The sequence below is a fragment of the Sphingomonas hankookensis genome (assembly GCF_001619955.1).
GTDB classification, from domain to species: domain Bacteria; phylum Pseudomonadota; class Alphaproteobacteria; order Sphingomonadales; family Sphingomonadaceae; genus Sphingomonas; species Sphingomonas hankookensis_A.
This window is the reverse complement of sequence record NZ_LQQO01000010.1, coordinates 1-26,520: the sequence shown is the minus strand read 5'-3', so window position 1 is coordinate 26,520 and position 26,520 is coordinate 1. Positions and strand designations below refer to the sequence as shown.

The window sequence follows — 26,520 nt, the reverse complement described above, 5'->3', positions numbered from 1 at the left end:
TTCCCCCGTGCCGTGGCGCCTATTGCATCGGCGAGCCGACCGGGGCGATCTGGTCTGCTGCCGGTGCCGTGGCTGCCTCCGCGACCCGGCGCTTCTGCGCGGCGCTCATCGCTTCGGTCTCCGTCAGGTCGACGATGTGCGTGGTTGCCGGCCCCGACCGTTGCGCGATGCGCGTACCGGTTACGAAGTTGAAGGTCGATCGGATCGTGAAACGGTCAATCCGGTAAATGCCGGGATGCCCCGAGGGTACATCCAACGGAATATACCGCCGTTCGCGGACCTGTTGCAGCACGGCACGTTCCCATCGACCCAGTCCGGACGGGGTCAATATCTCCGCATCCGCGGTTCGTCCGTCCGGCCGAATCCAGTATCCCACATCCGCCAATGCGATATCGCCATTCGCCGCCCCGTTGGAAATCATACCATCGGGGGCGTTGACGTCCTCCACCGGTCGCGAAGACAATAGCATCGGACGGGCGACAGCCGACTGGCGGAGCCGTGCGGCGAGCGCATCGATCGCACCGGCATCCCCCTTGCGCAGGGCGATGCGCGCCACGAATATCGCGCGCAGATCGGCCATGGCGCGGTTGGCCGGGCCGGCGATCGCAACGGCTTCGTCCATCAGTTGAATCGCGCGCTTCTCGTTGCCCGACCCCATTTCCAGCCACGCCCGGCGGAACGTGGCTCCTGCTGCGAGATCCTTCTTTCCGGTATTCAGCGCCAGGCGCTGAACCTTGGTCAGGATACCGGATGCGGTGGAGACATTTCCGTTTTCCACCAGATCACGGGCGAAGCCCATCTCCTCGACCAATGTCGAAGGGTTGTCCTCGCCCATATATTTGCGAAGAACCTGTACGTTGCTGCGCGACGCGGAAACCCATTCCCGCTGATACCCCTCATGTTCCGCGACAGTAGCGAGCGTTGCATACAGACTGGAAACCGGTCCGGGCAGTTGAGCGGCATGACGGCGGTTACGCGCGATGGACCGCAGCAGCGTATGCCGGGCCTTGGCATATTGTCCGCCGGAGAACATCTCAACCGACGCTTGCAGTGAAGCCTCTACATCCTCGGCCGGCGGGCATTGGCGCGACAGGCAGGCTGCCAGTGCATCCGTCGCGCGGTGACCGACGACGACGATCTCTTCGGTCGGAACGACTGTAGGCGGGACGGTCGTCTGTGCGGCCACCAGCAGGATCGAGGACAGCATGGTATCATGCTCGCTGTCCCACCAGGATGTGTCAATGGGTCGTCGCCAACTCGACGCCCCAGATCACCCCAGGTCGTTCAGCGCCTGCTCGACCGCGTCCATCGTGAACGGCTTCGACAGGACCGGGCGGTCGCGGTGCGCCGGTTCGATCGTGTCGCCCGACCCGCCGGTCGCCAGCACGAACGGGATGCCCGCCGCCGCCAGCTTGTCCGCCACCGGCCAGCTCTTTTCCCCGCCGCGCAGATGCACGTCGAGGATCGCGCCGTCGATGCCACCCTGGTCGATCGCCGACACGGCGGACGCCACGCTGTCGGCGGTCCCGGCGACGGTGCGGCCGAGCATGTCGAGGAAATCCTCGAGCATCATGGCGATCAGGGGTTCGTCCTCAACCAGGAGGATACGCGCAGGCGACGTCATACGCGCCGACCCTTAGCGGTCAAAGCGGGAACGCCGCAACCGATTTCGTCGCGCCGGTCAGGACTTTGCCAACGCATCGCGCGCCGCCGTCGCCAGTTGCTGTACCGAAAAGGGTTTCGGGAGGAAAGAAACCTGATCCAGATCAATCGACCGTCGCAACTGTTCCTCGGCATAGCCCGACATGAACAGGATCGGCAGCGTCGGATAGACCTTGCGGACATGGCGGACCATCGTCGGGCCGTCCATCGTCGGCATGACGACGTCGGAGATCAGCAGGTCGATATGCGGCCGGTCGGCGAGTAGTTCGAGCGCGGCCTCGCCATGTTCGGCGGTCATGACGGTATAGCCCTGCCGCGCCAGCGCGCGTTCGGCGATGGCGCGGACCATGTCCTCGTCCTCGACCAGCAGGATCGTGCCCGATCCCCAGGCCGGCTCGGTCGGCTCGCTCTTGAGCTTGGGATTGGTGCCAAGGCGCGGCGGTTCGGCGGCGGCGGCGTGGACCGGCAGGTGGATGGTGAAGGTCGACCCCTGTCCCGGACGCGATTCGGCAAAGATATAGCCGCCCGACTGCTTGATGATGCCATAGACGGTCGACAGGCCGAGGCCGGTGCCCTTCCCCACTTCCTTGGTCGTGAAGAAGGGTTCGAAGATCTTGGGCAGCACGTCGGCGGGGATACCGGTGCCGGTGTCGGATACCTTCAGCGTCACATAATCGCCGACCGGCAGCACGTCGTCGTCCATCGCGCGGACTTCCTGCGCGCTGGTCGCCAGCGTCTCGATGGTCAGCACGTTGCGGTTGCCGCCCTGCGAGAGCATCGCGTCGCGGGCATTGACCGCGAGGTTGACGACGACCTGTTCGAGCTGGCCCGGATCGGCGCGGACCGAGCCCAGCCCGCGACCATGGTTGACGACCAGCTGGACGGTCTCGCCGAGCAGGCGCTTCAGGAGGTTCGACACCTCCGAAATCACGTCGGGCAGCTGCAGCACCTGCGGGCGCAGCGTCTGCTGGCGCGAGAAGGCGAGCAGCTGGCGGGTCAGGCTGGCGGCGCGGTTCGAATTGGCGCGGATCTGCTGGATGTCGTCATAGTCGCTGTCGCCGGGCGAATGGCGCATAAGCATCAGGTCGCAATGGCCGATGATCGCGGTCAGGATGTTGTTGAAATCATGCGCGACGCCGCCGGCGAGCTGGCCGACCGCCTGCATCTTGGTCGCCTGCGCCACCTGCCGCTTGAGTTTGCCCTCCTCGCCGGTATCGCGCAGCGAGAGGACGACGGCGGCTTCGCCCAGCCCGCGCGCACCGGCGATCGACAGCGCGATCGGCTCCTCCGACCGGTCGTTGAGGCGGACCGCCATGTCGGCACTGTGCTGCGCCCCGCCGGCGAAGCGGCGGACGGCATCGGCGAGCGCGGCCTTGTCCTCGCGCACCACCAGGTCGCCGGGATAGAGCGGCGGCGCGACCGGATTGACGCCGGTCGCGCGGACGAAGGCGTCGTTCATGTGCAGGAAGCGGCCGTCGCGATCGACTAGCGCCATGCCGACCGGCAGCAGCGAGACGAGCGCGCGGACCTGCGCCGCCGATCCCGGCGCGGCGATCGGCATCAGCCCGACGGGCGCCTCTTCCTCGTCCAGCATCGCGACCAGCATCGGGCCGTCGGGATCGTCGACGAACGGCACCTGCACGATGCGAAGCGGGTCGCCGCCCAGCCCTTCGCGTTCGAAACGGACGCGGCCGCGGCTGTCGGTGACGAGGAAACGGGCGAAATCGCGGCCCTCGATCGTGGCGTCCTCGTTGCCGACGGCGCGGGCGCGGAAGACGCGGTTGGCGGCGCGGATACGGCCATCGGCGCTCAGGAGCGCGACCATCACCCCCGCCCCGCCCAGCCGTTCGCCGACATCGCCCGCGATCATCGCGCGCATCGTCACCGCCTCGGCGATCGCCTGTCCGCCTTCGAAACGCCAGACGAGCATCGCTTCCCCGGCGCGGGCGAGCGTCGCGACCAGCGGGGCGTCGCCCTGTCGCACGGTGACCCTGGCATCGCCGTCGCGCCACGCCGACCGGGCGGCGCCGGCCAGCGCGCTGGCATCGACGCCATCGCCCAGCACGCCGGGCGGAGTCGGATAGCCGCCGAACAGCGCGGCATAGCGGTCGTTGGCGCAGACGAGGCGGCCGGCGCGGTCGGTGACGGCGAGCGCGTGCGGGCTGACCGAGGCGAGCGTCTGCGCCAGCGACCAGTCGACCACCGGCTCCGTGGCTTCAGCCGATCCGGTCCAGTGGCGGACGCCCAGCGCAACGCCGGCCAACACGACCGCCGCCGCGACGAAGCCGATCGCCACGGGCAGGCTGCCGATCGTCCACAGGATGATCCCGGCCGCGATGGCCCCGGCGACCAGCGCGATGGCGAGCGGCAGGACCGGCGAAGAGGCGGACGGGGATTTCGACAGCATGTCGAAGCTGTTGCGGCGCTTGGGGGGGCGGCGTCAAGCGGCGGTTCGGGTGATCGGACGTAGGGGCGCGATCGGGTAGGGTTTGGTGGGTCGTGTGGGCGTGCGCTTCGCTATCCGTACCCCCGGGCAGGCGGAACGAGGTTTGAGGAAGACAGGATCGCCGCACTATCTCGTCACCCCGGACTTGATCCGGGGTCCCGCTTTCTTTCGACGGTCGAGAATAAGAAGCGGGACCCCGGGTCAAGCCCGGGGTGACGGAGGGAGGTGAGGTATCGCCCCGCCCCATTCCCGTACTCCGGCGGAGGCCGGGGTTCAGTTGGGTTACGGTCGTGAGGAACAAACGCATGTTCCGTAACTGGCCCCCGGCCTTCGCCGGGGTACGGTCATGGAACGTGCCAGTCCGCTTACCAGATGCGGACGCGCTGTTCGGGGGCGAGGAAGAGATATTCGCCCGCCGCCGGCTTGTAGCCCTGATACCAGGGGTCGAGGTTGCGCACGACCCAGGCGCGCTGTTCGGAGGGGCTGTGCGGGTCGGTCAGCAGCCGCTGGCGCAGATTCGCCTCGCGGTAGCTGCGCCGCCACACCTGCGCCCAGCCGAGGTAGAAACGCTGTTCGGGGCCGAAGCCGTCGATCACCTTCTGATCGTTCGGATAGGCATGGGTATAGGCGTCCCACGCGGCGGTCAGGCCGGCGAGGTCGGCGATGTTTTCGCCGAGCGTCAGTTCGCCCTTCACATGCAGGCCGGGCAGCGGTTCATAGGCGTCATACTGCTTGACCAGTGCCGCCGTGCGTTCCTCGAAGCGCTTCACGTCCTGCGGCGTCCACCAGTCGGTGAGGCTGCCATTGACGTCGTATTTGCGGCCCTGATCGTCGAAATGGTGGCTGATCTCGTGGCCGATCACCGCGCCGATCGCGCCGTAATTGACCGCCGGATCGGCGTTCGGATCGAAGAAGGGCGGCTGCAGGATCGCGGCGGGGAATACGATCTCGTTCATCACCGGGTTCGCGTACGCGTTCACGGTCATGGGGGTCATGAACCATTCCCACTTCTGGATCGGCTTGCCCAGATGCTGCACGTTGTAGCGCTGCTGCCACTGGTTCGCGCGCAACATGTTGCCGAAGGCGTCTCCCGGCGTGATCGTCAGGTCGCTCATGTCGCGCCACCGGTCGGGATAGCCGATCTTGGGCGTGAAGGCGGCGAGCTTCGCCCGCGCCTTCGCCTTGGTCTCCGGCGCCATCCAGTCGAGATTGTCGATCCGGCGCCCCATGGCCTCCGTCACGTTGCGGACCAGTTCGTCGGCCGCCGCCTTGGTCGCGGGCGGGAAGAATTTGGCGACATAGGCCTTGCTGACATCGTCGGCGACCGCTTCCGAAGTGAAGTCGACCGCGCGCTTCCAGCGCTCCTCCTGCTGCGGCGTGCCCGACAGGACGGTGCCGTAGAAGGTGAAGCTTTCCTGGTCGAACGCCTGCGGCAGGACGCCGGCGAACCCGTCGAGCGAGCGGACGAGCAGCTGGTCCTTGAGCACGGCGAGCGGCGCCGCGCCGATCACCTTCGCCATGCCGGTGAAGGCGGTCGGCTGGGCGACGATCACGTCGGGGGTGTTCGCACCGAGCGTGCGGAAATAGGTCGCGAAGTCGAAGCCCGGCGCGCGACGCTGCAGGTCGGCGACGGTCATCTTGTTATAGGTCTTGTTCGCGTCGCGGCTTTCGATCCGCGTCCAGTGCGCGCGGGCGATCTGCGTCTCGAACGCGACGATCGCGGCAGCGCGGGCGGCGGCATTGGGTTCGCCGGCCAGCGTCAGCATCTTGGCGAGATGCGCCTGATACGCCTTGCGCTGTTCGACCAGCTTCGCATCGGTCGACAGGTAATAATCGCGGTCGGGCATGCCGAGCCCGCCCTGCGACGTCTGCAGCGCATAGACGGTCGGGGTCTTGTCGTCCGGGCCGACATAGGCGCTGAAGGGCGCACCGACGCCGGCCTGCGACGCCTTGGCCGCCAGCGCGGCATAGCCGGCCTTCGACGAAAGCCCCTTGATCTCGGTCAGCCACGGCTGGATCGGGGCCAGCCCCTTCGCCTCGATCGCGGCCTGGTCGAGATAGGTGGCATAGGCGACGCCGATCTTCGAATTGGGATCACCCTTCGCCGCGTCGAGCAGTTCGCGGGTGCGCGACTTCGACAGGTCGTCCAATGCGGTGAACATGCCGTAGTTCGACTTGTCGGCCGGGATCGGCGTGATCTTTTCCCAGGTGCCGTTGGCATATTTGTAGAAATTGTCGCCGGGCTTCACGCTGCGGTCCATGCCGGCGACGTCGAAGCCGAAATCGCCGATCTCGGGCTTGGGCGCGGGGGCGGCGGTTTCGGTTACCGCGATCGGATCGGCATTGCCGGTTTGCGGTGGCGGCGTGGTCGCGCAGGCCGACAGGGCCGACGCCGCAAGCAGGGTGGTGAGGACGAAACTACGCCGCATCGAATAAGCCTCTTCGTATCGGGTGATACGTTATGCTGCACCCGGGCTTATCGATCGTCAATATCTAGCTTGGGTTGGGTGCGATCCCTTGCTCCTTCCCAATCCGTTTGCTTCGAGCGCAGGTTCGAGCCTGTCGAGAACCGAAGTCGAGAAGGGGTTGCCGCAAACAAGCAGTTCTCGACGGACGCTTCTCGACAAGCTCGAAGCTGCTCGAACCGAACGGAGGGTTAGATGGCGGATCGCCCATGCCCGCGCCGCTTCCACTTCGCCGCGATCCACCACCGCCAGCCGAGCGCGGCGATCGCGTACCCCAGCACCGCGCCGATGACCGAGCATACGACCATGCCGAGCGCGGTCGCCGGACCGACCTCTGCCACCAGCCATTCGAGCCAGCCGGGCGGTGCGGCGACCGCGTCGCCGATCGGGTCGCCCGGCACCACGCGGTCGATGTGGAGCAGCCAGGCGCCCACCTTGTAGTAGAGGATGAACAGCAGCGGCGTGGTGATGGGGTTGGTGAAGAAGGTGGTCAGCGCCGCCGCCGGAACGTTTGCGCGCAGCGGAAGCGCAAGGACGGCGGATGCGGGAATCTGTCCCAGCGGGATCAGGATGCCGGTGAACATGCCGAGTGCCACGCCACGGGGAACCGAACGGCGGGTGAAGCGCCAGAGTTCGGGGGCGAGGACGCGGTGCGCGACGGGGCGCAGGAAGCGGATCGATTCGATCGATTCGCGGGTCGGCAGGTTCGCACGGACCCAGCGCAGCGCACGGCTGCCCAGCCGCCGGTCGTCGTCGCCGCCTGCATCAGCCACGGTCGCGGAGCAACCTTCCCTGTTCACGCTTCCAGTCCCGCTCCTTGATATGTTCGCGCTTGTCGTGGTTCTTGCGACCCTTGGCCAGTGCCAGTTCGACCTTCGCCCGCCCTTTTCCGTTGAAATACACCGATAGCGCGATCAGCGTCATGCCGTCGCGCGCCACCGCCCCGTGCATCTTGTTTATCTCGCGTTCGTGAAGCAGCAGTTTACGCGGGCGGCGCGGTTCGTGGTTGAAGCGGTTGCCGTGGCTGAATTCGGGAATGTTCGAATTGATCAGCCACACCTGTCCGTCGCGGACATCGGCATAGCTTTCGGTGATCGACCCTTCGCCGAAGCGCAGCGACTTCACCTCGGTCCCGGTCAGCGCGATGCCGGCTTCGTAGACCGTGTCGATTTCGTAATCGAACCGCGCGCGGCGGTTTTCGGCGACGGTCTTCTTCTTGTCGAACAACTGGGGACGCGGACGGCTCATGGGCGGGACATAGGGTGTCGGGGGCGTGGAGGGAAGCGTCCGTCGTGCTCCTCGTCGCTCGCGGGGAGGGACCGCGGCGAAGCGGGGGTGGAGGGGGTTGGCCGCGAACGCTGCCGTTGTGTGTGCGGCGGCCCCCCTCCACCAGCCTGCGGCTGGTTCCCCTCCCCGCATAGCGGGGAGGATCTTGATTACGCGTCGAGGGCTTCGCGTACCTTTCTTGCCAGTTCGTCCACGCCGAACGGCTTGGGGAGCAGCCGCGTGCCGGGGTCGAGCACGCCGTTATGGACGACCGCGTTGCGGGTATAGCCGGTGGTATAGAGCACGCGCAGGTCGGGCCGCATCGCCAGCGCCCGGTCGGCCAGTTCGCGGCCGGTCATGCCCGGCATCACGACGTCGGTGAACAGCAGCCTGACGCGCACCCCCTGTGCCAGCAGTTCGAGCGCCTCCGGTCCGTTGGAGGCATGGAGGACGCCATAGCCCAGGTCGCGCAGCACCTCGACCGAGAAGCTGCGGACGCGCGATTCGTCCTCGACCACCAGCACCGTTTCGTCCGGGCTGCCGCGGCGGATCGGCTGGAGCGCGGCGCGCGGCGTGGGTGTCGGCGTCTCGCCATAAAAGCGCGGCAGGTACAGGCGGACGGTCGTGCCGACATCGGGTTCGGAATAGATGCGGACATGGCCGCGGGACTGGCGGACGAAGCCGAACACCTGACTGAGGCCAAGGCCCGTGCCGCGCCCGACCGGCTTGGTGGTGAAGAACGGCTCGAACGCCTTGGCCAGCACGTCGGGCGCCATGCCGGTGCCGGTATCGGTGACGGCGATCATGACATATTGCCCGGCGGCCATGTCGGCCTCGCGCGCATAATCGTCGCCGACATGGGCATTGGCGGTCTCGATCGTCAGCTTGCCGCCATCGGGCATCGCATCACGGGCATTCACCGCGAGGTTGACGATGGCATTTTCGAGCTGGCCGCGATCGGCCTCCGCCCGCCACAGCCCGGCGCTGAGCACCGTCTCCACCGCGATCCGTTCGCCGAGCGTCCGGGTCAGCAGCTCGGTCAGGTCGGCGATCAGGCGGTTGCCCTCGACCGGTTCGGGCGCCAGCGGCGACTGGCGGGAGAAGGCGAGCAGGCGCTGGGTGAGCGCGGCGGCGCGGGTAGCGCCGTCCTTCGCCGCCTCGACATAACGCTCGACATCGCCGCGCCCGCTGGCGATGCGGCGCTCGATCATGTCCAGCCCGCCGATCACGACCGCGAGCATGTTGTTGAAATCGTGCGCGATGCCGCCGGTCAGCTGGCCGACCGCCTCCATCTTCTGCAACTGGCGCACCTGCGTCTCGGCGGCGGCGCGGGCGCTGGCGGCATTGTGCAGTTCGGTGGCGACGCGTTCGAGCTGTGCATCCTGCCGCCCGACCTTCGCCTGCAACCGAAGCAGCGCGTCGGCGCGCTGGACGGTGACCCAGCTGATCTCCGCCACTTCCTGCAACAGCGCGATTTCGCCCGGCAGCCAGTGACGCGGTGCGCCATGACCGACGATCAGCAGCCCTTCCAGCCGCCCGTCCTGCCGCAGCGGCACGCAGAAGCCAGAGACGGCTGAATAGGATGATGCCTCGCTACCGACGAAATCGGGGTCGATCGCGAATTCGTCCGATACGATCGTCCGCCCGGCGCGCAGCAGCGCGGTATTGCCCTGCCCGAAGCGGTCGAGCGAATGTTCGCCGGTCAGCGGCGGCAGGACCCCGTCGTTCCACCCGCCCATATAGCGCACGCGGTTGGCCGCGACGCGGGCGAAAGCGACCCGGTCGACGCGGAGCCATTCGCCAAGCGCGCGGGCGGTGAAGCGCATGATCGCGTCCGGATCGGTCGCGGCGCGTTGCCGGGCGCTGAGCGACAGGACGAATTCGCGCTCCGCCTTGGCCGCCAGCGCCGCCAGTTCGGCCTGTTTCCGGTCGTCGATGTCGTAGCTGACGCCGGGAAAGCGCAGCGGGCGCCCGCTATCGTCGAAGGTGCAGCGGCCCTGCGCCGACACCCAGCGGCAATTGCCGCCCTGGTCGACGACGCGATATTCCGAAATGAAGGTGCCGTCGCCGGTCGGGTCCATCGCGCGTTCGATCGCGCGCTGGGCCATCGGCAGGTCGTCGGGATGGATTCCTTCGAAGAAGCGGGCGATCGGCGCGCCCTGCTCCGCCATCTTCGGATCGACGCCGTAGAGCAGCGCGAACCGGCTGTCGGCGCGGATCATGTCGGCCTGCACGTCCCAGTCCCACGCACCGATATTGCGCCCGGCGGACAGGGCCAGTTGCCGCCGTTCGTCGGCGGCCGCCCGTTCCCGCTCGGCCACGATGCGCGACGTCGTCTCCCCCGTCACACAGAACAGGCCGGCGACCTGCCCTGCATCGTCAAAGGCCGGGGAATAGGTGAAGGTCCACCAGCTCTCCTCCGGCTCGCCGGTGCGGGCGAGGTCGAGCTTCATGTCGGTGGCGACGATGCTGCCGCCGGCAAGAGTCTGGTCGACCAGCGGGACCAGTTCGTCCCAGATGCTGGCCCAGACGATATCGAAGCGTTCGCCCAGCGCGCCGTCGAGCCGTAGCCCCAGGATCGGGCGATAGGCATCGTTGTAGAAGCAGCGCAGCTCCGGCCCCCAGGCGAGGAACATCGGCGTCGGGCAGGACAGCATCATCGCCAGCAGCGAGCGCAGCGACACCGGCCACCCCTCGATCGGGCCCAGCGGGGTCGTCGACCAGTCGCGGGCGGCGATTTCCGCACCGGTCACCGTCTGGGTTGAGAGAGGTCCGTTTGGCATAGGCCCTGCGTGTTACGCCGCAGCCCCCGCTACGGCAATGGATGCATCCCCCCGCTTCGACCTTCCCATCCTCAGCGCACCAGCCCGGCATGGGCGAGCGCGGCATCGACCGCCGCGCGCGAGGCTTCGGACGCGGGCGTCATCGGCAGGCGCAGGTCGGTCGGAAAGCCCGGGCGGACGCGGCCCATCGCATATTTGACCGGACCGGGCGACGCATCGCTGAACAATGCGGCGTGCAGCGGGAACAGCCGGTCCTGAATGGTCAGCGCCCGGGCAAAGTCGCCGGCGGCGCAGGCGTCCTGAAACTCGGCGCACATGGCGGGCGCGACATTGGCGGTGACCGAGATCGCGCCGACCCCGCCCATCGCCATGAAGGCGAGCGTCATGTCGTCATTGCCCGACAGCTGGGCGAAACCGGTGCCGCAGCGCGCACGGTGTTCGGCGACGCGCGCCATCTGTCCGGTCGCGTCCTTGATGCCGACCACTACGTCGGGGAACGCCTTCACGATCCGCTCGACCGTCTCGACCGCGATGTCGGTGATGGTGCGGCCGGGCACGTTGTAGAGCACGATCGGCAGGCCGCCCTGCGACGCCAGCACCTCGAAATGGCGGAACACCCCTTCCTGATTCGGGCGGTTGTAATAGGGCGGGACGAGCAGCGCGGCGGTGGCGCCCGCGGCCTTCGCGGCATGGATGTGGTGCAGCGCGACGGCGGTGTCGTTCGACCCGCAGCCCGCGATCACCGGTACGCGGCCACGTGCCTGATCGACGCAGACGCGCACGACATGGTCATGCTCCTCGATCGTCATCGTCGCCGCTTCGCCGGTGGTGCCGCAGGGAACCAGCGCGCTCGACCCGCTCTCGATCTGCCAGTCGACCAGGGCGCGGAACGATGCTTCGTCGAACCGACCGTCGGCGAACGGGGTGACGAGCGCGGGAATCGAACCGGAAAACATGGAAAACGCGCTCCGCAGACAGGGTTTCGAGCCGAAAAGGTGGCGACAGATAGGGCGGGCTTCCATATCATGTCCAGTATGCTGACCACCGTGTTCAAGAGCGCGTTCCTGCTCACCGGCGTCGCGAGCGCCGCCATGGCCGCCGGGATGTTCCATCCCGCCGCGCAGATCTCCGTCCAACCGCTGCCGCCGTCGATGGTGCAGCCAGCGCCGATCACCGTGCGACCGATGGTCCAGCCGGTGGCATCGGCCCCGGCCTATGACCCGATCCAGCCGGTGCTGGCCGATTGGAAACGGTTGCAGCAATCCGACAATTATCCCTTTACCGACTATGCCCGGTTCCTGCTGGCGCATCCCGGTTTTCCCGGGGAAACCAGCCGGCGCGCGGCGGCGGAGACGGTGCTGGCGGACGGCGCGCAGGACCCGGCGACGGTGCTGCGCTTCTTCGACCGCTATCCGCCGCTGACCGCCGCCGGGCGGCTGCGCATGGCGGAGGCGTTGGCGGCGAGCGGGCGGATGGCCGAGGCGCATGAAGCGGCGCGCACGGCATGGCGCCGGGGGGCGCTGCGCACCAATGACGAGGCGAAGCTGCTCGGCCGGTTCGCCTCGGCGCTGACCCCGCAGGATCATGACGCGCGGATGGACCGGCTGTTGTGGCAGGGCGCGACGACCGCCGCCGGGCGGCAGATCGGCTATGTCTCGGCGGCGATGCGGCCGACCTTCGATGCGCGCATGGCGTTCCGCACCAATGCGGCGGATGCCAGCGTCCGGGGCGAACAGCCGGGCGTCGACCGGACCGATCCGGGCTATATCGGCGACCGCGCCAGCTGGCTGCGCGCTACGGGTCAGTCGGTGGCGGCCCGCTCCTACCTCGCGCAGCCGCGCCGTCTGTCGCGCAGTCCGGGGGATGTCGAGGAATGGCTGGAGGTCCTGCTGACCAATGCCAAGGCGGCGCAGGCGGACAGCCAGTTCGACCTCGCCTATCGCATCGCGTCGCAGATCGACGATGCGTTCCCGGCGGGGACGGTGATCGCCGACGCGGCCTATGGCGAGCGCGACGACTATACCAGCCTCGCGTGGCTGGCGGGGACGGTCGCGCTGCAGAAGCTGAACCGGCCGGCGGATGCGACCGGCATGTTCGCCCGCTATGCCAGCGGATCGCGCACGCCGACCGTCCGGACCAAGGGCTATTACTGGGCGGGGCGCGCGGCGGAGGCAGCGGGCGACCGCGCCACCGCCGACCGCTGGTACGCGCAGGCCGCCGATCTGGGCGACCTATATTACGGACAGCTGGCCAGCGAGCGGATCGGCCGCCCCCTGCGTGCACCGGGCAATACCGCCGATCCCGCAGCGGTCCCGGCGGCCGTGCGCGCGGCGTACATGAACAGCGATGTGGTCAAGGCGACGCGCTATCTGGGCCGCACCGGGCAATATGGCGATCAAGGGCTGTTCGTCCGCAAGATCGCCGAGGACGCACGCAGCGACACCGATCATGCGCTGGCGGTCGAGCTGGCGCAGGCGATCGACCGCCCGGACCTGAGCGTCATGGTCGGGCGCAGCGCGCTGCTGAACGGGCATAGCGACTATACGCTGGCGGGCTATCCGTCGGTGCAGGTCAGCGGGGCGCAGCGCGATCAGTTCACGTTGATCCACGCGATCGCGCGGCAGGAAAGCCAGTTCGACCGCACCGCCGTCAGCCGCACCGGCGCGCGCGGGCTGATGCAGTTGATGCCGGGCACCGCGCGCGAGACGGCAGGGAAGCTGGGGCTTTCCTACAATCCGTCCTCGCTCAATGATCCGGCGTATAACATGGCGCTGGGGTCGAGCTTCATTCAGCGGATGCTCGATTATTATGGCGGCTATTATCCGCTCGCCATTGCCGCCTACAATGCCGGGCCGGGCAATGTGAACAAATGGCTGCGCGCCAATGGCGACCCGCGCACGCCGGGAGTCGACATCGTCGATTGGGTGGAGAAGATTCCGTACACCGAAACGCGCGGCTATGTGCAGCGCGTGCTGGAAAATGCGGTCGTCTATGACCTGATCCATGCCGACAAGGCACGGTCGAAGGGGCCGAACAATCTGAGCTGGTATCTGGGGAAGAACCGACCGGGATGAGCGAACCGCGTCCGAATTACATCACCCCGGCGGGTTATGCCGTGTTGAAGGCCGAATATGACCAGTTGCTGGGCGAGGAGCGGCCGAAGCTGGTCGACGTCATCGCCTGGGCCGCGGGCAATGGCGACCGGTCGGAGAATGGCGACTATATCTATGGCCGCAAACGGCTGCGCGAGATCGACCGGCGGCTAGGCTTTCTCGCCAAGCGCATGAAGGCGGCGCGGGTGGTCGATCCGGCGACGCAGACCGAGCGCGGCCGGGCATGGTTCGGTGCGACGGTGACCATCGCCGACGAGGACGACAACCACCGCACGCTCGAACTGGTCGGCGACGACGAGGCCGATGCCGGCAAGGGGCGGATCGGGTGGAACTCCCCCATGGCGCGGGCCTTGCGCGGCAGCGCGGTCGGCGACGTGCGGACGGTCGCCCTGCCGGCGGGGGCGAAGGAAGTTGAGGTGATGGCGATCGTCTATCCGTGATTCGACGCTTGGCGGGGGAATGATGTGCGGTTGCTCATGGCGACGATCGGGTTGTTGCTGTCGGGTTGCGGAGGCGCCCCATCGGACGCACCCGTCATCCATGTCGAGACCCACAGAACCGACGCGTCGACCGGCAATGTCCCCGCCCTCCCCGCCGATGTCGTCGCCTTTCGCCTGAAACGCGATGAATGCGACCATCTGCGCGGCGAGGAAGCGACCGGCCCGGCGCGTGCGGTGTTCCTGAAATACGGGATGGAGCGGACCTGTACCGGCACCGACGCCGCCCTGCGCTCGCTTCGCCAGCGCCATGCCGACGACCCGGCCGCCATCGCCGCACTGGCAGGATATGCCGACGATATCGAGTAACGACGCGGCGTTACCGACTGCCATCGGGCGGTAAATTTGGTACGTTGACGAACCCAGCCGCCCTGCCGTCCGTTCGCTTGGGAGGAACCCGACCGAGGAGACGCAATGCCCCATTACACGCCGCTGATCGGAACCATCGTCACCGCACTGGTCGCGGCGTTCGCGCTGGGGGCGGTCGCGCTCAAGCTGCGCGTTTCGCCGATCGCCGGATATCTGCTGGCGGGTGTGCTGATCGGGCCGTTCACGCCCGGCTTCGTCGCGCATTCGGGGATCGCCACCGAACTGGCGGAGATCGGCGTCATCCTGCTGATGTTCGGGGTCGGGCTGCATTTTTCGCTGAAGGACCTGTTGTCGGTGTGGCGCATCGCCGTCCCGGGCGCGGTGGTGCAGATTGCCGTCGCGACGACGATGGGTTGGGGCCTGTCGCAGTTTCTCGGATGGTCGTTGATGGCCGGCATCGTGTTCGGCCTCGCCCTGTCGGTCGCGAGTACCGTCGTGCTGCTGCGCGCGCTGGAGGCCCGCGCGCTGGTCCAGACCGAGCGCGGGCGGATCGCGGTCGGGTGGCTGATCGTCGAAGATCTGGCGATGGTGCTGGCGCTCGTCCTGCTGCCGGTCGTCGCCGCCGCGGTCGACCCGGCCAAGGCCGCCGCGCCCGGTGCGATCGTGACCGCGATCGTGATGACGCTGCTGAAGGTCACCGGCTTCGTCACGCTGATGCTGGTCGTCGGGCGGCGGGTAATCCCCTGGGCGCTGCACTGGGTGGTGCATACCGGATCGCGTGAGCTGTTCCGGCTGGCGGTGCTGGCCATCGCATTGGGTGTGGCGTTCGGGGCGGCGCTGGCGTTCGACGTGTCGTTTGCGCTGGGCGCATTCTTCGCCGGCATGATCCTGGGCGAAACGCCGCTCAGCCGGCGTGCGGCGCAGGAAACGCTCCCCTTGCGCGATGCGTTCGCGGTGCTGTTCTTCGTGTCGGTCGGCATGTTGTTCAATCCGCAGGTGCTGGTCGAACAGCCCGGCCCCCTGATCGCGACCATCGCCATCATCGTCATCGGCAAGTCGGCGGCGGCATTCGCCATCGTCCGCCTGTTCGGCCACCCCAACCGCACCGCCGCGCCCATCGCCGCCAGCCTTGCGCAGATCGGCGAATTCTCGTTCATACTCGCCGGCATCGGCACCAGCCTGAACATCCTGCCGAGCGAGGGGCGCGACCTGATCCTGGCGGGCGCGATCCTGTCGATCATGGTCAACCCGTTCCTGTTCGGCGCGGTCGCCGGACGCGGCGAGGAGCCGAGCCCCGCGCAGGAACGCGAGGCGGCGCGCGAGGAAGCGCGCGAGGATCATGTCGTGCTGATCGGCGCGGGGCGGGTCGGGCGGTTGATCGCCGAAGGGCTGCGCGATGCCGGCCGCGCCTTCGTCGTGATCGAGGACCAGGCCGATACCGCGCGCACGGCGCAGGCGCATGGGTGGAGCGTGGTGCTGGGCAATGCGCTCGACCCCAATGTGCTGCGCGACGCGGGGGTAGCGGAGGCGACCAAGCTGCTGATCGCCATCCCCGGCGGGTTCGAGGCGGGCGCGATCGTCCAGCATGCCCGGGGCATGAACGCCGGCCTCTACATCCTGTCGCGGGCGCATTCGGCAGAGGAGGTGCAGTATCTCACGCGCCACGGCGTCGATCAGGTCGTGCTGGGCGAGGAGGAGCTGGCGCGCACCATGTTGCGCCGGGCCGAGGAACAGCGGTTGCAGGAGGCATAGCCGCCGCCGCCGGGACAGGATAGACGAACGCCATGGCCACCCATCACGCCCCCACCGGCAACGTCGCGTTGCTGATCGATGCCGACAATGCCGGCGCCGCCTATCTCGATTCCGTGCTGACAGTGCTGGCCGAGTTCGGCACGGTCAATGTCCGCCGCGCCTATGGCAATTGGGAGAAGCCGGGGCTGAAAAGCTGGAAGGCGCTGCTGATGCGCCACGGGATCGAGCCGTTCCAGCAGTTCGACATCACCAAGGGCAAGAACGCGACCGACATGCGCATGACCATCGACGCGATGGACCTGCTTTTGCGCGGCCGCATTACGGGTTTCGGGATCATGTCGTCGGACAGCGACTTCATGCCGCTGGCCCAGCGCATCCGGCAGGAAGGGGTGCCGGTCTATGGTTTCGGCACCGACCGGACGCCCGAAGGGTTTCGCGAGAGTTGCACCCGCTTTATCGACGTCGCGTCGCTGGATGTCGAGGACGTGGCGAACATGCCGCTGCCACCGGCGATCGGCGGCGTCGCCGCGCCGGCTGCGGCGCCTGCCGCCAAGCCCGCCCCTGCCCCGGCGCGGCGCCAGCAGAAGGTCGATGCCGCGCTCGTGAAGCTGCTGTCCGATGCCTATGACGCGTCGAAGGTCGACAAGAAGGGCTTTGCCAGCCTGTCCGAAGTCGGCCAGCGCGCGGCCAACCGGTCGAGCTTCGACACGCGGAACTACGGGTTCAAGCGGCTGTCGGACCTGATCGAGAAGGTGAAGGAGTTCGAGGTGGAGCGGCGCGATACGGGGGTGTTCGTCAAGCGGGTTTGAGGGGGACGCCTGCCCTTTCCTCACGCACTCCGTTTGCTTCGAGCAGGTTCGAGCCTGTCGAGAACCGTCCGTCGAGAAGGCGGGGCCACAATCGGGCCGTTCTCGACAGACGCTTCTCGACGAGCTCGAAGCTGCTCGAACCGAACGGGTAACAGGCGGGATTTCGCCCGCATCCGTTCGTGCTGAGTAGGGGCTGAGCGAAGTCGAAAACCCGTATCGAAGCACCGGTGGCGGTCCTTCGATACGCCACTTCGACAGGCTCAGTGGCTACTCAGGACGAACGGTGGGGAACGCGGAAAGGTCTTCTCGACGGTCGGTTCTCGACTTCGCTCGAACCTGCTCGAAGTGAACGGATTGGAGGAGGGGATAGCAAATGCCCTACACCGACTCCGGCAAAGGCATCACGAACGTCACCTGCGTCCCCGGCGCTGCATTCTCGAAACTGAGCGTCCCGCCCAGCTGCCGTGCCAGACTGCCGACCATGCGCATGCCCAGACTCGTCGGTCGCGCCGCGGTCGGATCGAAGCCGGCCGGCAGCCCCTGCCCGCGATCGACGACTTCCAGCCATAATTGCCCGTCGTCGCAACGCGTCGCGATCCGCACCGCCCCGCCACCCTCGCCATAGGCATATTTGATCGCGTTGGTGACCAGTTCGGTCAGCAACAGCCCGAGCGGGATCGCGGTGTCGCCGCTGACCACCAATGGCGCGATGTCGCAGTCGATCGCGTGGTCGGGCGCCTGTTCCTTCAACTGGTCGACGATGCCGCATAGCAGCCGCTCCAGCGCAACGACGCCGACCCGGTCGCCCTGCCACAACTGGTCATGCGCCTGGCCGATGGCGACGATCCGCGCCTGCGCGTCGCCCAGCATCCGCTGCACCCGCGGGTCGTCATCCTCGCGCATCTGCAGGTTGAGCATGGCCGACACCATGGCGAGGCTGTTCTTGACCCGGTGCGACGCCTCGCGCGTCAGCAGTTCCTGATGCTCGATCGCGGCGCGCAGCGAGGCTTCGGCCTCCAGCCGTTCGATCGCGACCCCGATCAGGTTGGCGAAGCCCTGCATGAAGGCGAGGTCGTCTTCCTCGAACCGGCCATCCTTGCGGCTGTCGACCTCCAGCACGCCGAAGCGCTTGCCGTTCGCTTCGACCAGCACGTTGATCGCCCGCTTGACGCCATGGTCGGCCATGAAGTCCGGCGTGCGGAAGCGCTTTTCGTCGCTCAGGTGATTGGAGATCACCGCCTCGCCGGTGCGGAAGGCGAAGCCGGCGGGCGAGGCGAGATCGTCGCCCATCTCCGCCTGCCCGACCACGCCCTCGTTCCAGCCTATGCCGGCACGGACGATCAGCGCGCCGCCCTGGTCGTCGTGATGCAGGAACTTGGCGAGCCGCGTCCGCATGCCGCGCGCGGCCAGTTCGACCGCCGCCCGCACGATCTCGTCGATGTCGCGGCTGCGCAGCGCGATGCCGCCGAACTCGGCCAGAATACGCTGCTGGTCGAGGCGATAGCGGATCGCATCGGCGGGATCGTCCGACCCCGCCCCATTTTCCTCGACCACCGGCATGACGATCAGCGCGTCAGCTTCTTGTACGCCAGCCGCGTCGGACGATCGGCCGCATCGCCCATGCGGCGGCGCTTGTCTTCCTCATAGGCTTCGAAATTGCCCTCGAACCATTCGACATGGCTGTCGCCTTCGAACGCGAGGATGTGGGTGCACAGGCGATCGAGGAAGAAGCGATCGTGGCTGATGACCACGGCGCAGCCCGCGAACGATTCCAGCGCCTCTTCGAGCGCGCGCAGCGTCTCGACGTCGAGGTCGTTGGTCGGTTCGTCGAGCAGCAGGACGTTGCCGCCCTCCTTCAGCATCTTGGCGATGTGGACGCGGTTGCGTTCACCGCCCGACAGCTGGCCGACCTTCTTCTGCTGGTCCTGCCCCTTGAAGTTGAACGCGCCGACATAGGCGCGCGTGCCCAGTTCCTGCTTGCCGAAGCGGAACACGTCGAGGCCGTCCGAGACCTCTTCCCAGACATTCTTGTTGGGGTCGAGGTCGTCGCGCGACTGGTCGACATAGCCGAGCTTCACCGTCTGCCCGACCTCGATCGAGCCGCCATCGGGCTGCTCCTGGCCGGTGATCAGCTTGAACAGCGTCGACTTGCCCGCGCCGTTCGGCCCGATCACGCCGACGATGCCGCCGGGCGGCAGGTTGAAGTCGAGACCTTCGAACAGCAGCTTGTCGCCATAGGCCTTGGTCAGGTTCTTCGCCTCGATCACCTTGCCGCCGAGGCGTTCGGGGATCTGGATGAGAATCTGCGCCTTGCCGACCGCGCGGTTTTCCTGCTTTTCGACCAGTTCGTCGAACGCACGGATACGCGCCTTGGATTTGGTCTGGCGCGCCTTGGGCGTCTGCCGCATCCAGTCCAGCTCGTCGCGGATCGCCTTTTGCCGGCCGGCTTCCTCGCGCTCTTCCTGTTCGAGGCGCTTGGCCTTCTTTTCCAGATAGCCCGAATAATTGGCTTCGTAGGTGTAGTAGCGGCCGCGATCCAGCTCGAGCACCCAGTTCACGACGTTGTCGAGGAAGTACCGGTCGTGGGTCACGAGGATGACGTTGCCGGTATATTCCTTGAGGTAGTTTTCCAGCCACGCGACGCTTTCGGCGTCGAGGTGGTTGGTCGGTTCGTCGAGCAGCAGGATCTGCGGCTTTTCGAGCAGCAGCTTACACAGCGCAACGCGGCGCTTTTCACCGCCCGACAGATTTTCGACCGAAGCATCACCCGGCGGGCAGCGCAGCGCTTCCATCGCGATTTCGAGCTGGTTGTCGAGGCTCCAGCCGTCGACCGCGTCGATCTTCGCCTGAAGCTCGCCCATCTCCTCCATCAGCGCGTCGAAATCGGTATCGTCCTGCGGATCGCCCATTTCGGCCGAGATGGCGTTGAAGCGATCGACGAGGTCGGCGACCGGACGCACGCCGTCCTTGACGTTCTCCATCACCGTCTTGGTCGGATCGAGCTTCGGCTCCTGCGGCAGATAGCCGACCTTGATCCCCTCGGCGGCCCAGGCCTCGCCGGTGAATTCGGTGTCGATGCCGGCCATGACCTTCATCAGAGTCGACTTGCCCGCGCCGTTCGGGCCGATGATCGCGATCTTCGCGTCGGGCAGGAACTGCAGGTGGATATTGTTGAGCACCGGCTTGTTGGCGCCGGGGAAGGTCTTGGTCAGACCCTTCATCACATAGCTGTACTGCACGGCCATTGCCGACGGCTCCGTTTCGAATATCGGGTGATATAAAAGGTTCTGGCGCGATGTAGCGATGGGCCGGCGAATTGGCAACGCGGGCGCCATGGACCGGGCGCGCGGGCGGTCGGCCCGATTCGACCGTCGCCGTCGTCCATTCGGCAGCGACTCGATCCGGTGGCGGCGTCGTTCCGGCGGCCCGGGCCGATCGACGGCGGCACCCTTTCGCGATTGCAGCATGACATCGCGTTTTCCGCCATTTTCGGCTCTGTTTCCTGCCAAAATGTCACTTCGTCGTAACGCTGGCGCGGTCCACCATTGGTCGCAAAGCCGCAATCTTGCCACAATTGGAGATTGACGGCGGCGTACAAGGCGCTATTGCGGCTATCTCGCGACGGCGGTGACGCCGGGATATTCGCGAAATGGAATTTTCTGGGAGTAACCCGAATGAAGAAGATCATGCTCGTCGCCGCCGCCGCCGGCCTCCTGTCGGTTGCCGCTTGCAAGAACACCCCGACCGACAACGCTGCCGACGCCGCGTCGGACAACCTGGAAATGCTGGCGGACAACCTCGAAGCGCAGGCCGAGAACACCTCGAACGAAGCCGTCGCTGCCGACCTGATGAACGCTTCGGAAAACGCCGAAGACGCGTCGGACGCGATCGAGAACGCCGCCGAGCACAACGGCATGTAATTCCCGTTCCCGCGTCCTCACCGACGCGGGAAGCCGGAATGAAGAAGGGGCGCCCCGGCAACGGTGGCGCCCCTTTTTCGTGGCCGATAACGGTCGTTACGCGGACAGCATCACGGTGGCGCGATTGCGGCACCTTTGCGACCTGTCGGTGAGCGAATATTGCACGCTGCGGCGCGGTAGCGTTCCGGCAGATTGCCGACAGCGCGATTGACGAGAATGTCCGGTCACGCGAACGTGCGGCGGCCACCCCTCCCGTCCGACGCCCCCTGTAAGGCCCCGCCATGATCGTGTCCGCGCCCACCGATTTTCGCGCCATCGCACGCCGGCGGCTGCCACCGTTCCTGTTCCACTATATCGACGGCGGTGCCTATGCCGAACACACGCTGCGGCGGAACGTGGACGACCTGTCCGATATCGCGCTGCGCCAGCGGGTGCTGCGCGACGTCGCCGACCTGCGGCTCGACATCGATCTGTTCGGCACGCGCATGGCGATGCCGGTGGTGCTGGCCCCGGTCGGCCTGACCGGCATGTATGCCCGCCGGGGGGAGGTGCAGGCGGCACGCGCCGCGGCGGCGAAGGGCGTGCCCTTCACCCTGTCGACGGTGTCGGTCTGCGCGATCCGCGAGGTACAGGCCGCGTCCAGCGCGCCGATCTGGTTCCAGCTCTATGTGCTGAAGGATCGCGGCTTCATGCGCGACGCGCTGGAACGGGCGCAGGCGGCGGGCGTCACGACGCTGGTCTTTACCGTCGACATGCCGGTGCCGGGCGCGCGCTACCGCGATGCGCATAGCGGCATGTCGGGCCCCCACGCCCCGCTGCGCCGGATGGTCCAGGCGCTCACCCATCCGCGCTGGGCATGGGACGTCGGGCTGTTCGGGCGGCCGCACGACCTGGGCAATATCTCCACCTATCGCGGCACGCCGACCGCGCTTGCCGACTATATCGGCTGGCTGGGTGCGAATTTCGATCCGGCGATATCGTGGCGCGATCTCGAATGGATCCGCGATGTCTGGCGGGGCCCGATGATCATCAAGGGGATATTGGACCCCGACGACGCGCGCGACGCGGTACGCTTCGGGGCGGATGGCATCGTCGTGTCGAACCATGGCGGACGACAGCTCGACGGCGTCCTTTCCACCGCGCGCGCCCTGCCCGCCATCGCCGATGCGGTGAAGGGACAGATCGGGATTCTGGCCGATTCCGGTATCCGCTCGGGGCTGGACGTGGTGCGGATGCTGGCGCTCGGCGCCGATGCGACGATGATCGGGCGCGCCTTCATCTATGCGCTTGCCGCCGCCGGAGAAGCCGGCGTTACCCGCCTGCTGAACCTGTTCGAGAGTGAAATACGCGTCGCCATGGCGCTGACCGGTGCCCGTTCGATCGCCGAGATCGACCGGGCCAGCCTCGTCACCGCCTGACCGGCCGCGCGCTATGCCGACGCGGTCAGCGTCTTGCGCATGCGGGTGAGCGGAACGGTCACCCCATCGACCTGCGCATCGGCGCGCTCGACCGGGTGGTAGCCGCAGGCGGCATAGAGCGGCACGCCGCCGGCCGTTCCCATCAGTTCGGCCGCGGCAAACCCCTCCGCCCGCGCCGCCTGTTCGCAGCGGTCGAGGATCATCCGGCCGATCCCCCGGCGGACCTGGTCGGGGTGGGTATACATTGCGCGGTTGCGGGCAGCATCTTTCGCCGGATCGAGCAGCGCTGGATCGCGCAGGTCGGTGCTGTGATCGCCGCCATAGAGCGTCGCGCGCCGGCTCCACCCGCCGCAGCCGACCGGCACCCCGCCCTCTTCGACGACGAAATAGGTGCCGTCGCGGATCAGCTGCGTATCGAGGCCCATCACCGCGCGGCTGGCGACGACCTGTCCGGGGGTCAGCACCGCGGCCTGTCCGCGATCGATCGCCAGCGCCATCAACGCCCGAAGCGGTTCGAGATCGGCCTCGGTCGCGATGCGGATGGTCAGCGCTTCGTTCATGCGGCCAGCTTCCGCTGCCAGGTTTCGCCCTGTAGCGGCATGCCGAACCGTTCGTGCATCGCCGTCTCGACACAGTCGAACCCGTGCGCCGCATAGATCCGGCGTGCCGCCTCCAGCACGGTCTGCGTCCACAGCACCAGTGCGCGGTAGCCCTTCGTCCGGGCGAAATCGACACAGTGCCCAACCAGCGCATCGCCGATGCCGCGCCGGCGGGCAAAGGGTTCGACGTGCAGCAGGCGCAGTCGCGCGATATCGTCTCCCTCGTCGGTCACGAACACCGCGCCGGCCATCACGCCGTCGATCTCCGCGACCCAGCATTGTTCGCGCTCGGGGTTGAAGTTGCGCAGGAACGCCGCGGTCACCTCGCTTTCGATCACCTCGACGTCGCGACCCCAGCCATGGCTGTCGCGATAGAGGACCGATTGCCGCGCGGCGATCAGCGCCGGTTCACCCGCACGGAACGGCCGGACGACGAACGCCCCGCCCGACGCCGGATCGAGCAGCAGCCGCGCGCGCGTCAATGCCTCGACCAGATCGCGCCGCGCCTGTCCCTCGACCATGCCCAGCAGGTCGCCGACCGCATCGCTCTGCCGCCGGTCGATCGTGGCGAAGGCGTCGCGTCCCGCCTCGGTCAACCGCAAATCGCGCGCGCGGGCGTCATCGTCGCGGCGGACCCGGACGATCCAACCGCGCTTTTCGAACCGGGCGACGAGACGGCTGAGATAGCCCGCATCCATACCGAGCGCGTCCTGCAGGACGCTGGCGGTTACCGGTTCGCGTGTCGCGATCTCGAACAACAGGCGCGCTTCGGGGAGGCTCGCTTCGGTCCCCAGAAAGCGCGCGTCGAGGGCGCCGATCGTCTGGGTATAGAAGCGGTTGAACTGCCGGACTGCGGTGACGTCTGCATCTTCCATGCAGTCCTAGTTGGCGCAGGATAGTTGACTGAGTCAAGTACTGACGGAAAGCGACGTGCCAAACCGGTCGGCGCCTATTCGGCCCGATCGAGCAAAAGATGTGTGGTGGATTTCGTGGTCGGGGAGACAGGATTCGAACCCGAAATACCGTCACCACAAACCCACGGATTTCCGCGGTTCTTGCAGGATCGCGGCATCCTTGTGCATCGGTTGTGTATATCGGTCCAGAGGCCTTGCGATGAGTTGAGTCGGATCAACTCCAAGCCGTTGGCAGGGCGTCGACGAGACGTTGCTGAAGTGGTCCATATCGCATTTCGTTCGCGGTCCACGCGGCCTTGTTGTCTCCTACTGCCCGGCACGGCCACGTCGGTTAGCATGCCGGCTGTTGGATCATACGGCTTAGACGTCCTTTCGCCCTGCGATGAACTGTGGGGCACCGCGCAAGCCTCGGTTCAACGTGATTGAGGCAGCTCTCCACCTCGTGTTCGATCCAAGCTGACGCGAATTGTCTCCTCAGACATCGTCCAGGCAGCTGGCGCCGAACAACGCCCTGAAGGTCCCTCGCATTAAGCGAATGTAGGTAAGTTCCGCAGAAAGAGTGGAAAAGCCGCACCTCCGGAGAATGGACGAAGTCATGAACCAAGCCGTCGACCAATGCCTTCTCACCGAAGATGGACCAGATGTGACCGACGTATCGAGCGAACTGACTGCGTTAGAAATCCGCGATCTTCAGATGCGCCTGCGCCAACGCATCGCCGCCTGCGAAGCCATGGCCGCTTCGGCACCGGTCGTACAACTCGTGCGGCGCGTGGCGGCCGGCGCCCAGTTCAGGGAAACAGGGGTCGTCATAGAAGTTGGTATCGGGGCCGTAGTCCTCTGCCTGTTCGCCCCTGACAGGCTTACGAGCGAGATGGGTGGGCCGGGTCTGCCGGACTTGCCAGAGCTCGTTTTTCAACGGGTTCATGAGGTTCACCGCGCCCGGCAACGGCACACAGACCGGTTTGCCCAGGCTCGTCGGATGATCGATGCGGCGATCGAGCGATCGGCAGCCGGCATGACGCTTGTGTCGCTCAAAACGGCCCCCCAGCGGGTAGATGTCAAGTTGGCTGGCCGTCATCTCCAGCTTGAGGCGAATGTGTCGATGCTGAACGATGCGCTGAGGCCATATACCCAGCGGATTGTCGATTGGACACCACGTGAGTTGATGAGCAGCATCAGCTGCCACGCATCGGAACAGCGCAAGCGTCAGCGTGCGTTGGCAAGGATGACGGCGAGCGCTGCTGTGTTCGAGATTGATATACTCGCGGAACGCGCAATTGCGCTCGCTGGCGCGGATTTGGCGGTGTGTGCAACAAGTCTGTTAGGAGGCTGCGATCCGCGTGAGGGGGGCGGCCAAGAAATAATTCTTGGTGAGAACGCTGGGAGCCGGACGTCGATCTATCTGCGATCGGGGCGTATCATGGCCAGTGTGCGGATCGTTGATGTTGGCCTGGTTGCCGGGCACACGTTTATTATTAATCGCCCGTTTCCCGAAACCGTGACGGATGCGCTTCCCGGACAAAGCGCTACCACGGTCGTCGATCACCCCGTGCTGCAAAACATAAGGATTACGTCCGCGCAGCGCGATGGCATGCAAACGTTCGTCCGGCTCAAAATACCCAAGCGTTTCATCCGCCCTGCCGAGCTTGACGAGGCGGCCCAATCAACTGTCTGAGGCATCTCCTGTCGAGAACGTCCCCAACATGTTCGCCGCCCCCACTGCATGGGCTGAGGATATAGACAGCGAACCGTCAAACCGCGGTTTGGTAGACGCATTGCATCGATCATACGCCGTTGCACCGGAAGGTCGGTATCGCGCGCGGAGGCGTTCTTGGCATTCGAAAGCGAACTGTTCGGTTGGCAGTCGTGACACGTCAAATGCGCGCCAACCAATGGCCGGACGCAAGTTCAGCGTACCGTCGCCGTTGCTCGGCCGTCGTTCCCAATGTCACGATCATGAGCGAGAATGGTGTATGTTGTGACTTGCCTTGCGGGCTGAGGAACTTAACCCGCCCTTGCAAAAGAAAGATATCAGCTTCGGCTATCAGCGTATCATGAAAGAAGGCCGAGTCGGTTCGGACCGGGACAAGGCAGACCACGGTCCGAACATTGCCGACACGCCATTGTTCGTAGGCGCGTCGTAACCACGCCAGCATGTTCGAAAAGGGCGGATTGACGTAAGCCAGTCCACCGGACCAGTCTTCTACGAGTCCGTCACCGCCCTCGCTCACCAATATCCTGCGATTTGCGATGACAGGGCTACGCACGTCAGCGCACGGGTCGAGATCGACGGCACCGAAGGCAGTGTAGATATCATCCATGAAATCGGGCGGTGTGAAACGACTGTCCCGATCTGCCTTGTCCCCTTGCCCCCAGTACGAGCGCTCAGGCGCTTGCCGACGAGCATTGGGTGCGAGGACCACCAGCACTTTCATGAGACTGGCAACCGATCCTCCGCCGCGCTCCAGGCTAGCGACGGTGGTCCTCGACAAGCCAGTCTTGGCCGCCACCTGTTCCAACGACCATGCGCGCTTGCTTGTGGATCGGCGTGGAAAAGGGACCCCGGT

At 66.5% G+C, this 26,520-nt stretch carries 21 protein-coding genes; 8 read left to right on the top strand and 13 right to left on the bottom strand.

Annotated elements, in window-relative coordinates:
• Window positions 1–19 precede the first annotated feature (19 nt).
• The 8 genes from AVT10_RS06920 to dapA all read right to left on the bottom strand — a co-directional run bounded on the left by AVT10_RS06920 (window position 20) and on the right by dapA (window position 11,578).
• Window positions 20–1,207 carry a hypothetical protein gene (locus AVT10_RS06920; RefSeq protein WP_066689569.1) on the bottom strand — a complete coding sequence of 396 codons (1,188 nt, stop codon included), beginning with the start codon at window positions 1,205–1,207 and terminating at the stop codon, window positions 20–22.
• A gap of 63 nt (window positions 1,208–1,270) precedes the next feature.
• The gene (locus tag AVT10_RS06915) at window positions 1,271–1,624 is read right to left on the bottom strand and encodes a response regulator (RefSeq protein ID WP_066689568.1); all 354 of its coding nucleotides are present in this window, start codon (window positions 1,622–1,624) and stop codon (window positions 1,271–1,273) included.
• A gap of 57 nt (window positions 1,625–1,681) precedes the next feature.
• On the bottom strand, window positions 1,682–4,069 hold the full coding sequence (locus tag AVT10_RS06910; RefSeq protein ID WP_066689567.1) for an ATP-binding protein: 2,388 nt from the start codon (window positions 4,067–4,069) through the stop codon (window positions 1,682–1,684).
• A gap of 404 nt (window positions 4,070–4,473) precedes the next feature.
• Window positions 4,474–6,537, bottom strand: coding sequence for a M13 family metallopeptidase (locus AVT10_RS06905; protein WP_066689566.1), 2,064 nt, complete (start codon window positions 6,535–6,537; stop codon window positions 4,474–4,476).
• Window positions 6,538–6,764: 227 nt separating this feature from the next.
• Window positions 6,765–7,346 carry a DUF2062 domain-containing protein gene (locus tag AVT10_RS06900; RefSeq protein WP_232307914.1) on the bottom strand — a complete coding sequence of 194 codons (582 nt, stop codon included), beginning with the start codon at window positions 7,344–7,346 and terminating at the stop codon, window positions 6,765–6,767.
• The gene (gene smpB / locus AVT10_RS06895; protein WP_066689565.1) at window positions 7,339–7,821 is read right to left on the bottom strand and encodes an SsrA-binding protein SmpB; all 483 of its coding nucleotides are present in this window, start codon (window positions 7,819–7,821) and stop codon (window positions 7,339–7,341) included. Before smpB ends, AVT10_RS06900 begins: the two co-directional genes overlap by 8 nt.
• 188 nt (window positions 7,822–8,009) lie before the next feature.
• The gene (locus AVT10_RS06890) at window positions 8,010–10,622 is read right to left on the bottom strand and encodes an ATP-binding protein (RefSeq protein ID WP_084401443.1); all 2,613 of its coding nucleotides are present in this window, start codon (window positions 10,620–10,622) and stop codon (window positions 8,010–8,012) included.
• Between the two features lie 71 nt (window positions 10,623–10,693).
• A complete protein-coding gene (gene dapA / locus AVT10_RS06885) occupies window positions 10,694–11,578 on the bottom strand; it encodes a 4-hydroxy-tetrahydrodipicolinate synthase (RefSeq protein WP_066689563.1) in 885 nt (294 codons plus the stop codon).
• A 78-nt stretch (window positions 11,579–11,656) separates the two neighbouring features.
• On the opposite strand from dapA, the gene AVT10_RS06880 reads away from it, so the two are divergent.
• The 5 genes from AVT10_RS06880 (at window position 11,657) to AVT10_RS06860 (ending at window position 17,102) form a co-directional block, all read left to right on the top strand.
• Window positions 11,657–13,696: a lytic transglycosylase domain-containing protein gene (locus AVT10_RS06880; RefSeq protein WP_066689562.1), complete on the top strand. Its 2,040-nt coding sequence runs from the start codon at window positions 11,657–11,659 to the stop codon at window positions 13,694–13,696.
• Entirely contained in the window at window positions 13,693–14,175 is a 483-nt protein-coding gene (greB, locus tag AVT10_RS06875; protein WP_066689561.1) for a transcription elongation factor GreB, read from the top strand. Before AVT10_RS06880 ends, greB begins: the two co-directional genes overlap by 4 nt.
• Window positions 14,176–14,199: 24 nt before the next feature.
• Entirely contained in the window at window positions 14,200–14,541 is a 342-nt protein-coding gene (locus tag AVT10_RS06870; protein WP_126013953.1) for a hypothetical protein, read from the top strand.
• A 105-nt stretch (window positions 14,542–14,646) separates the two neighbouring features.
• Window positions 14,647–16,293, top strand: coding sequence for a YbaL family putative K(+) efflux transporter (gene ybaL / locus AVT10_RS06865; RefSeq protein ID WP_066689559.1), 1,647 nt, complete (start codon window positions 14,647–14,649; stop codon window positions 16,291–16,293).
• Window positions 16,294–16,325: 32 nt separating this feature from the next.
• Window positions 16,326–17,102, top strand: coding sequence for an NYN domain-containing protein (locus AVT10_RS06860; protein WP_066689558.1), 777 nt, complete (start codon window positions 16,326–16,328; stop codon window positions 17,100–17,102).
• A gap of 378 nt (window positions 17,103–17,480) precedes the next feature.
• Here AVT10_RS06860 and AVT10_RS06855 read toward each other — a convergent pair whose 3' ends face one another.
• Window positions 17,481–18,656 carry a sensor histidine kinase gene (locus AVT10_RS06855; RefSeq protein ID WP_232307912.1) on the bottom strand — a complete coding sequence of 392 codons (1,176 nt, stop codon included), beginning with the start codon at window positions 18,654–18,656 and terminating at the stop codon, window positions 17,481–17,483.
• An 11-nt stretch (window positions 18,657–18,667) separates the two neighbouring features.
• On the bottom strand, window positions 18,668–20,347 hold the full coding sequence (gene ettA, locus AVT10_RS06850; protein WP_066689556.1) for an energy-dependent translational throttle protein EttA: 1,680 nt from the start codon (window positions 20,345–20,347) through the stop codon (window positions 18,668–18,670).
• A gap of 336 nt (window positions 20,348–20,683) precedes the next feature.
• Here ettA and AVT10_RS06845 point away from each other — a divergent pair, with 336 nt between their 5' ends.
• Complete coding sequence (locus AVT10_RS06845) at window positions 20,684–21,022, top strand: hypothetical protein (RefSeq protein WP_232307911.1); 339 nt, start codon at window positions 20,684–20,686, stop codon at window positions 21,020–21,022.
• 281 nt (window positions 21,023–21,303) lie between these two features.
• Window positions 21,304–22,440: an FMN-dependent L-lactate dehydrogenase LldD gene (gene lldD / locus AVT10_RS06840; protein WP_066689555.1), complete on the top strand. Its 1,137-nt coding sequence runs from the start codon at window positions 21,304–21,306 to the stop codon at window positions 22,438–22,440.
• An 11-nt stretch (window positions 22,441–22,451) separates the two neighbouring features.
• Here lldD and AVT10_RS06835 read toward each other — a convergent pair whose 3' ends face one another.
• Window positions 22,452–23,000 (bottom strand): GNAT family N-acetyltransferase, encoded by a 549-nt coding sequence (locus tag AVT10_RS06835; RefSeq protein WP_066689554.1) that lies wholly within the window; start codon window positions 22,998–23,000, stop codon window positions 22,452–22,454.
• The gene (locus AVT10_RS06830; RefSeq protein ID WP_066689553.1) at window positions 22,997–23,914 is read right to left on the bottom strand and encodes a bifunctional helix-turn-helix transcriptional regulator/GNAT family N-acetyltransferase; all 918 of its coding nucleotides are present in this window, start codon (window positions 23,912–23,914) and stop codon (window positions 22,997–22,999) included. The genes AVT10_RS06835 and AVT10_RS06830 overlap by 4 nt, the downstream gene beginning before the upstream one ends.
• Before the next feature lie 622 nt (window positions 23,915–24,536).
• Here AVT10_RS06830 and AVT10_RS06825 point away from each other — a divergent pair.
• Window positions 24,537–25,628: a hypothetical protein gene (locus AVT10_RS06825; protein ID WP_066689552.1), complete on the top strand. Its 1,092-nt coding sequence runs from the start codon at window positions 24,537–24,539 to the stop codon at window positions 25,626–25,628.
• A gap of 199 nt (window positions 25,629–25,827) precedes the next feature.
• Here AVT10_RS06825 and AVT10_RS06820 read toward each other — a convergent pair.
• Window positions 25,828–26,520, bottom strand: a 693-nt coding sequence (locus AVT10_RS06820; RefSeq protein WP_157092708.1) for a DNA N-6-adenine-methyltransferase, incomplete at its 5' end; no start/stop codon positions are given.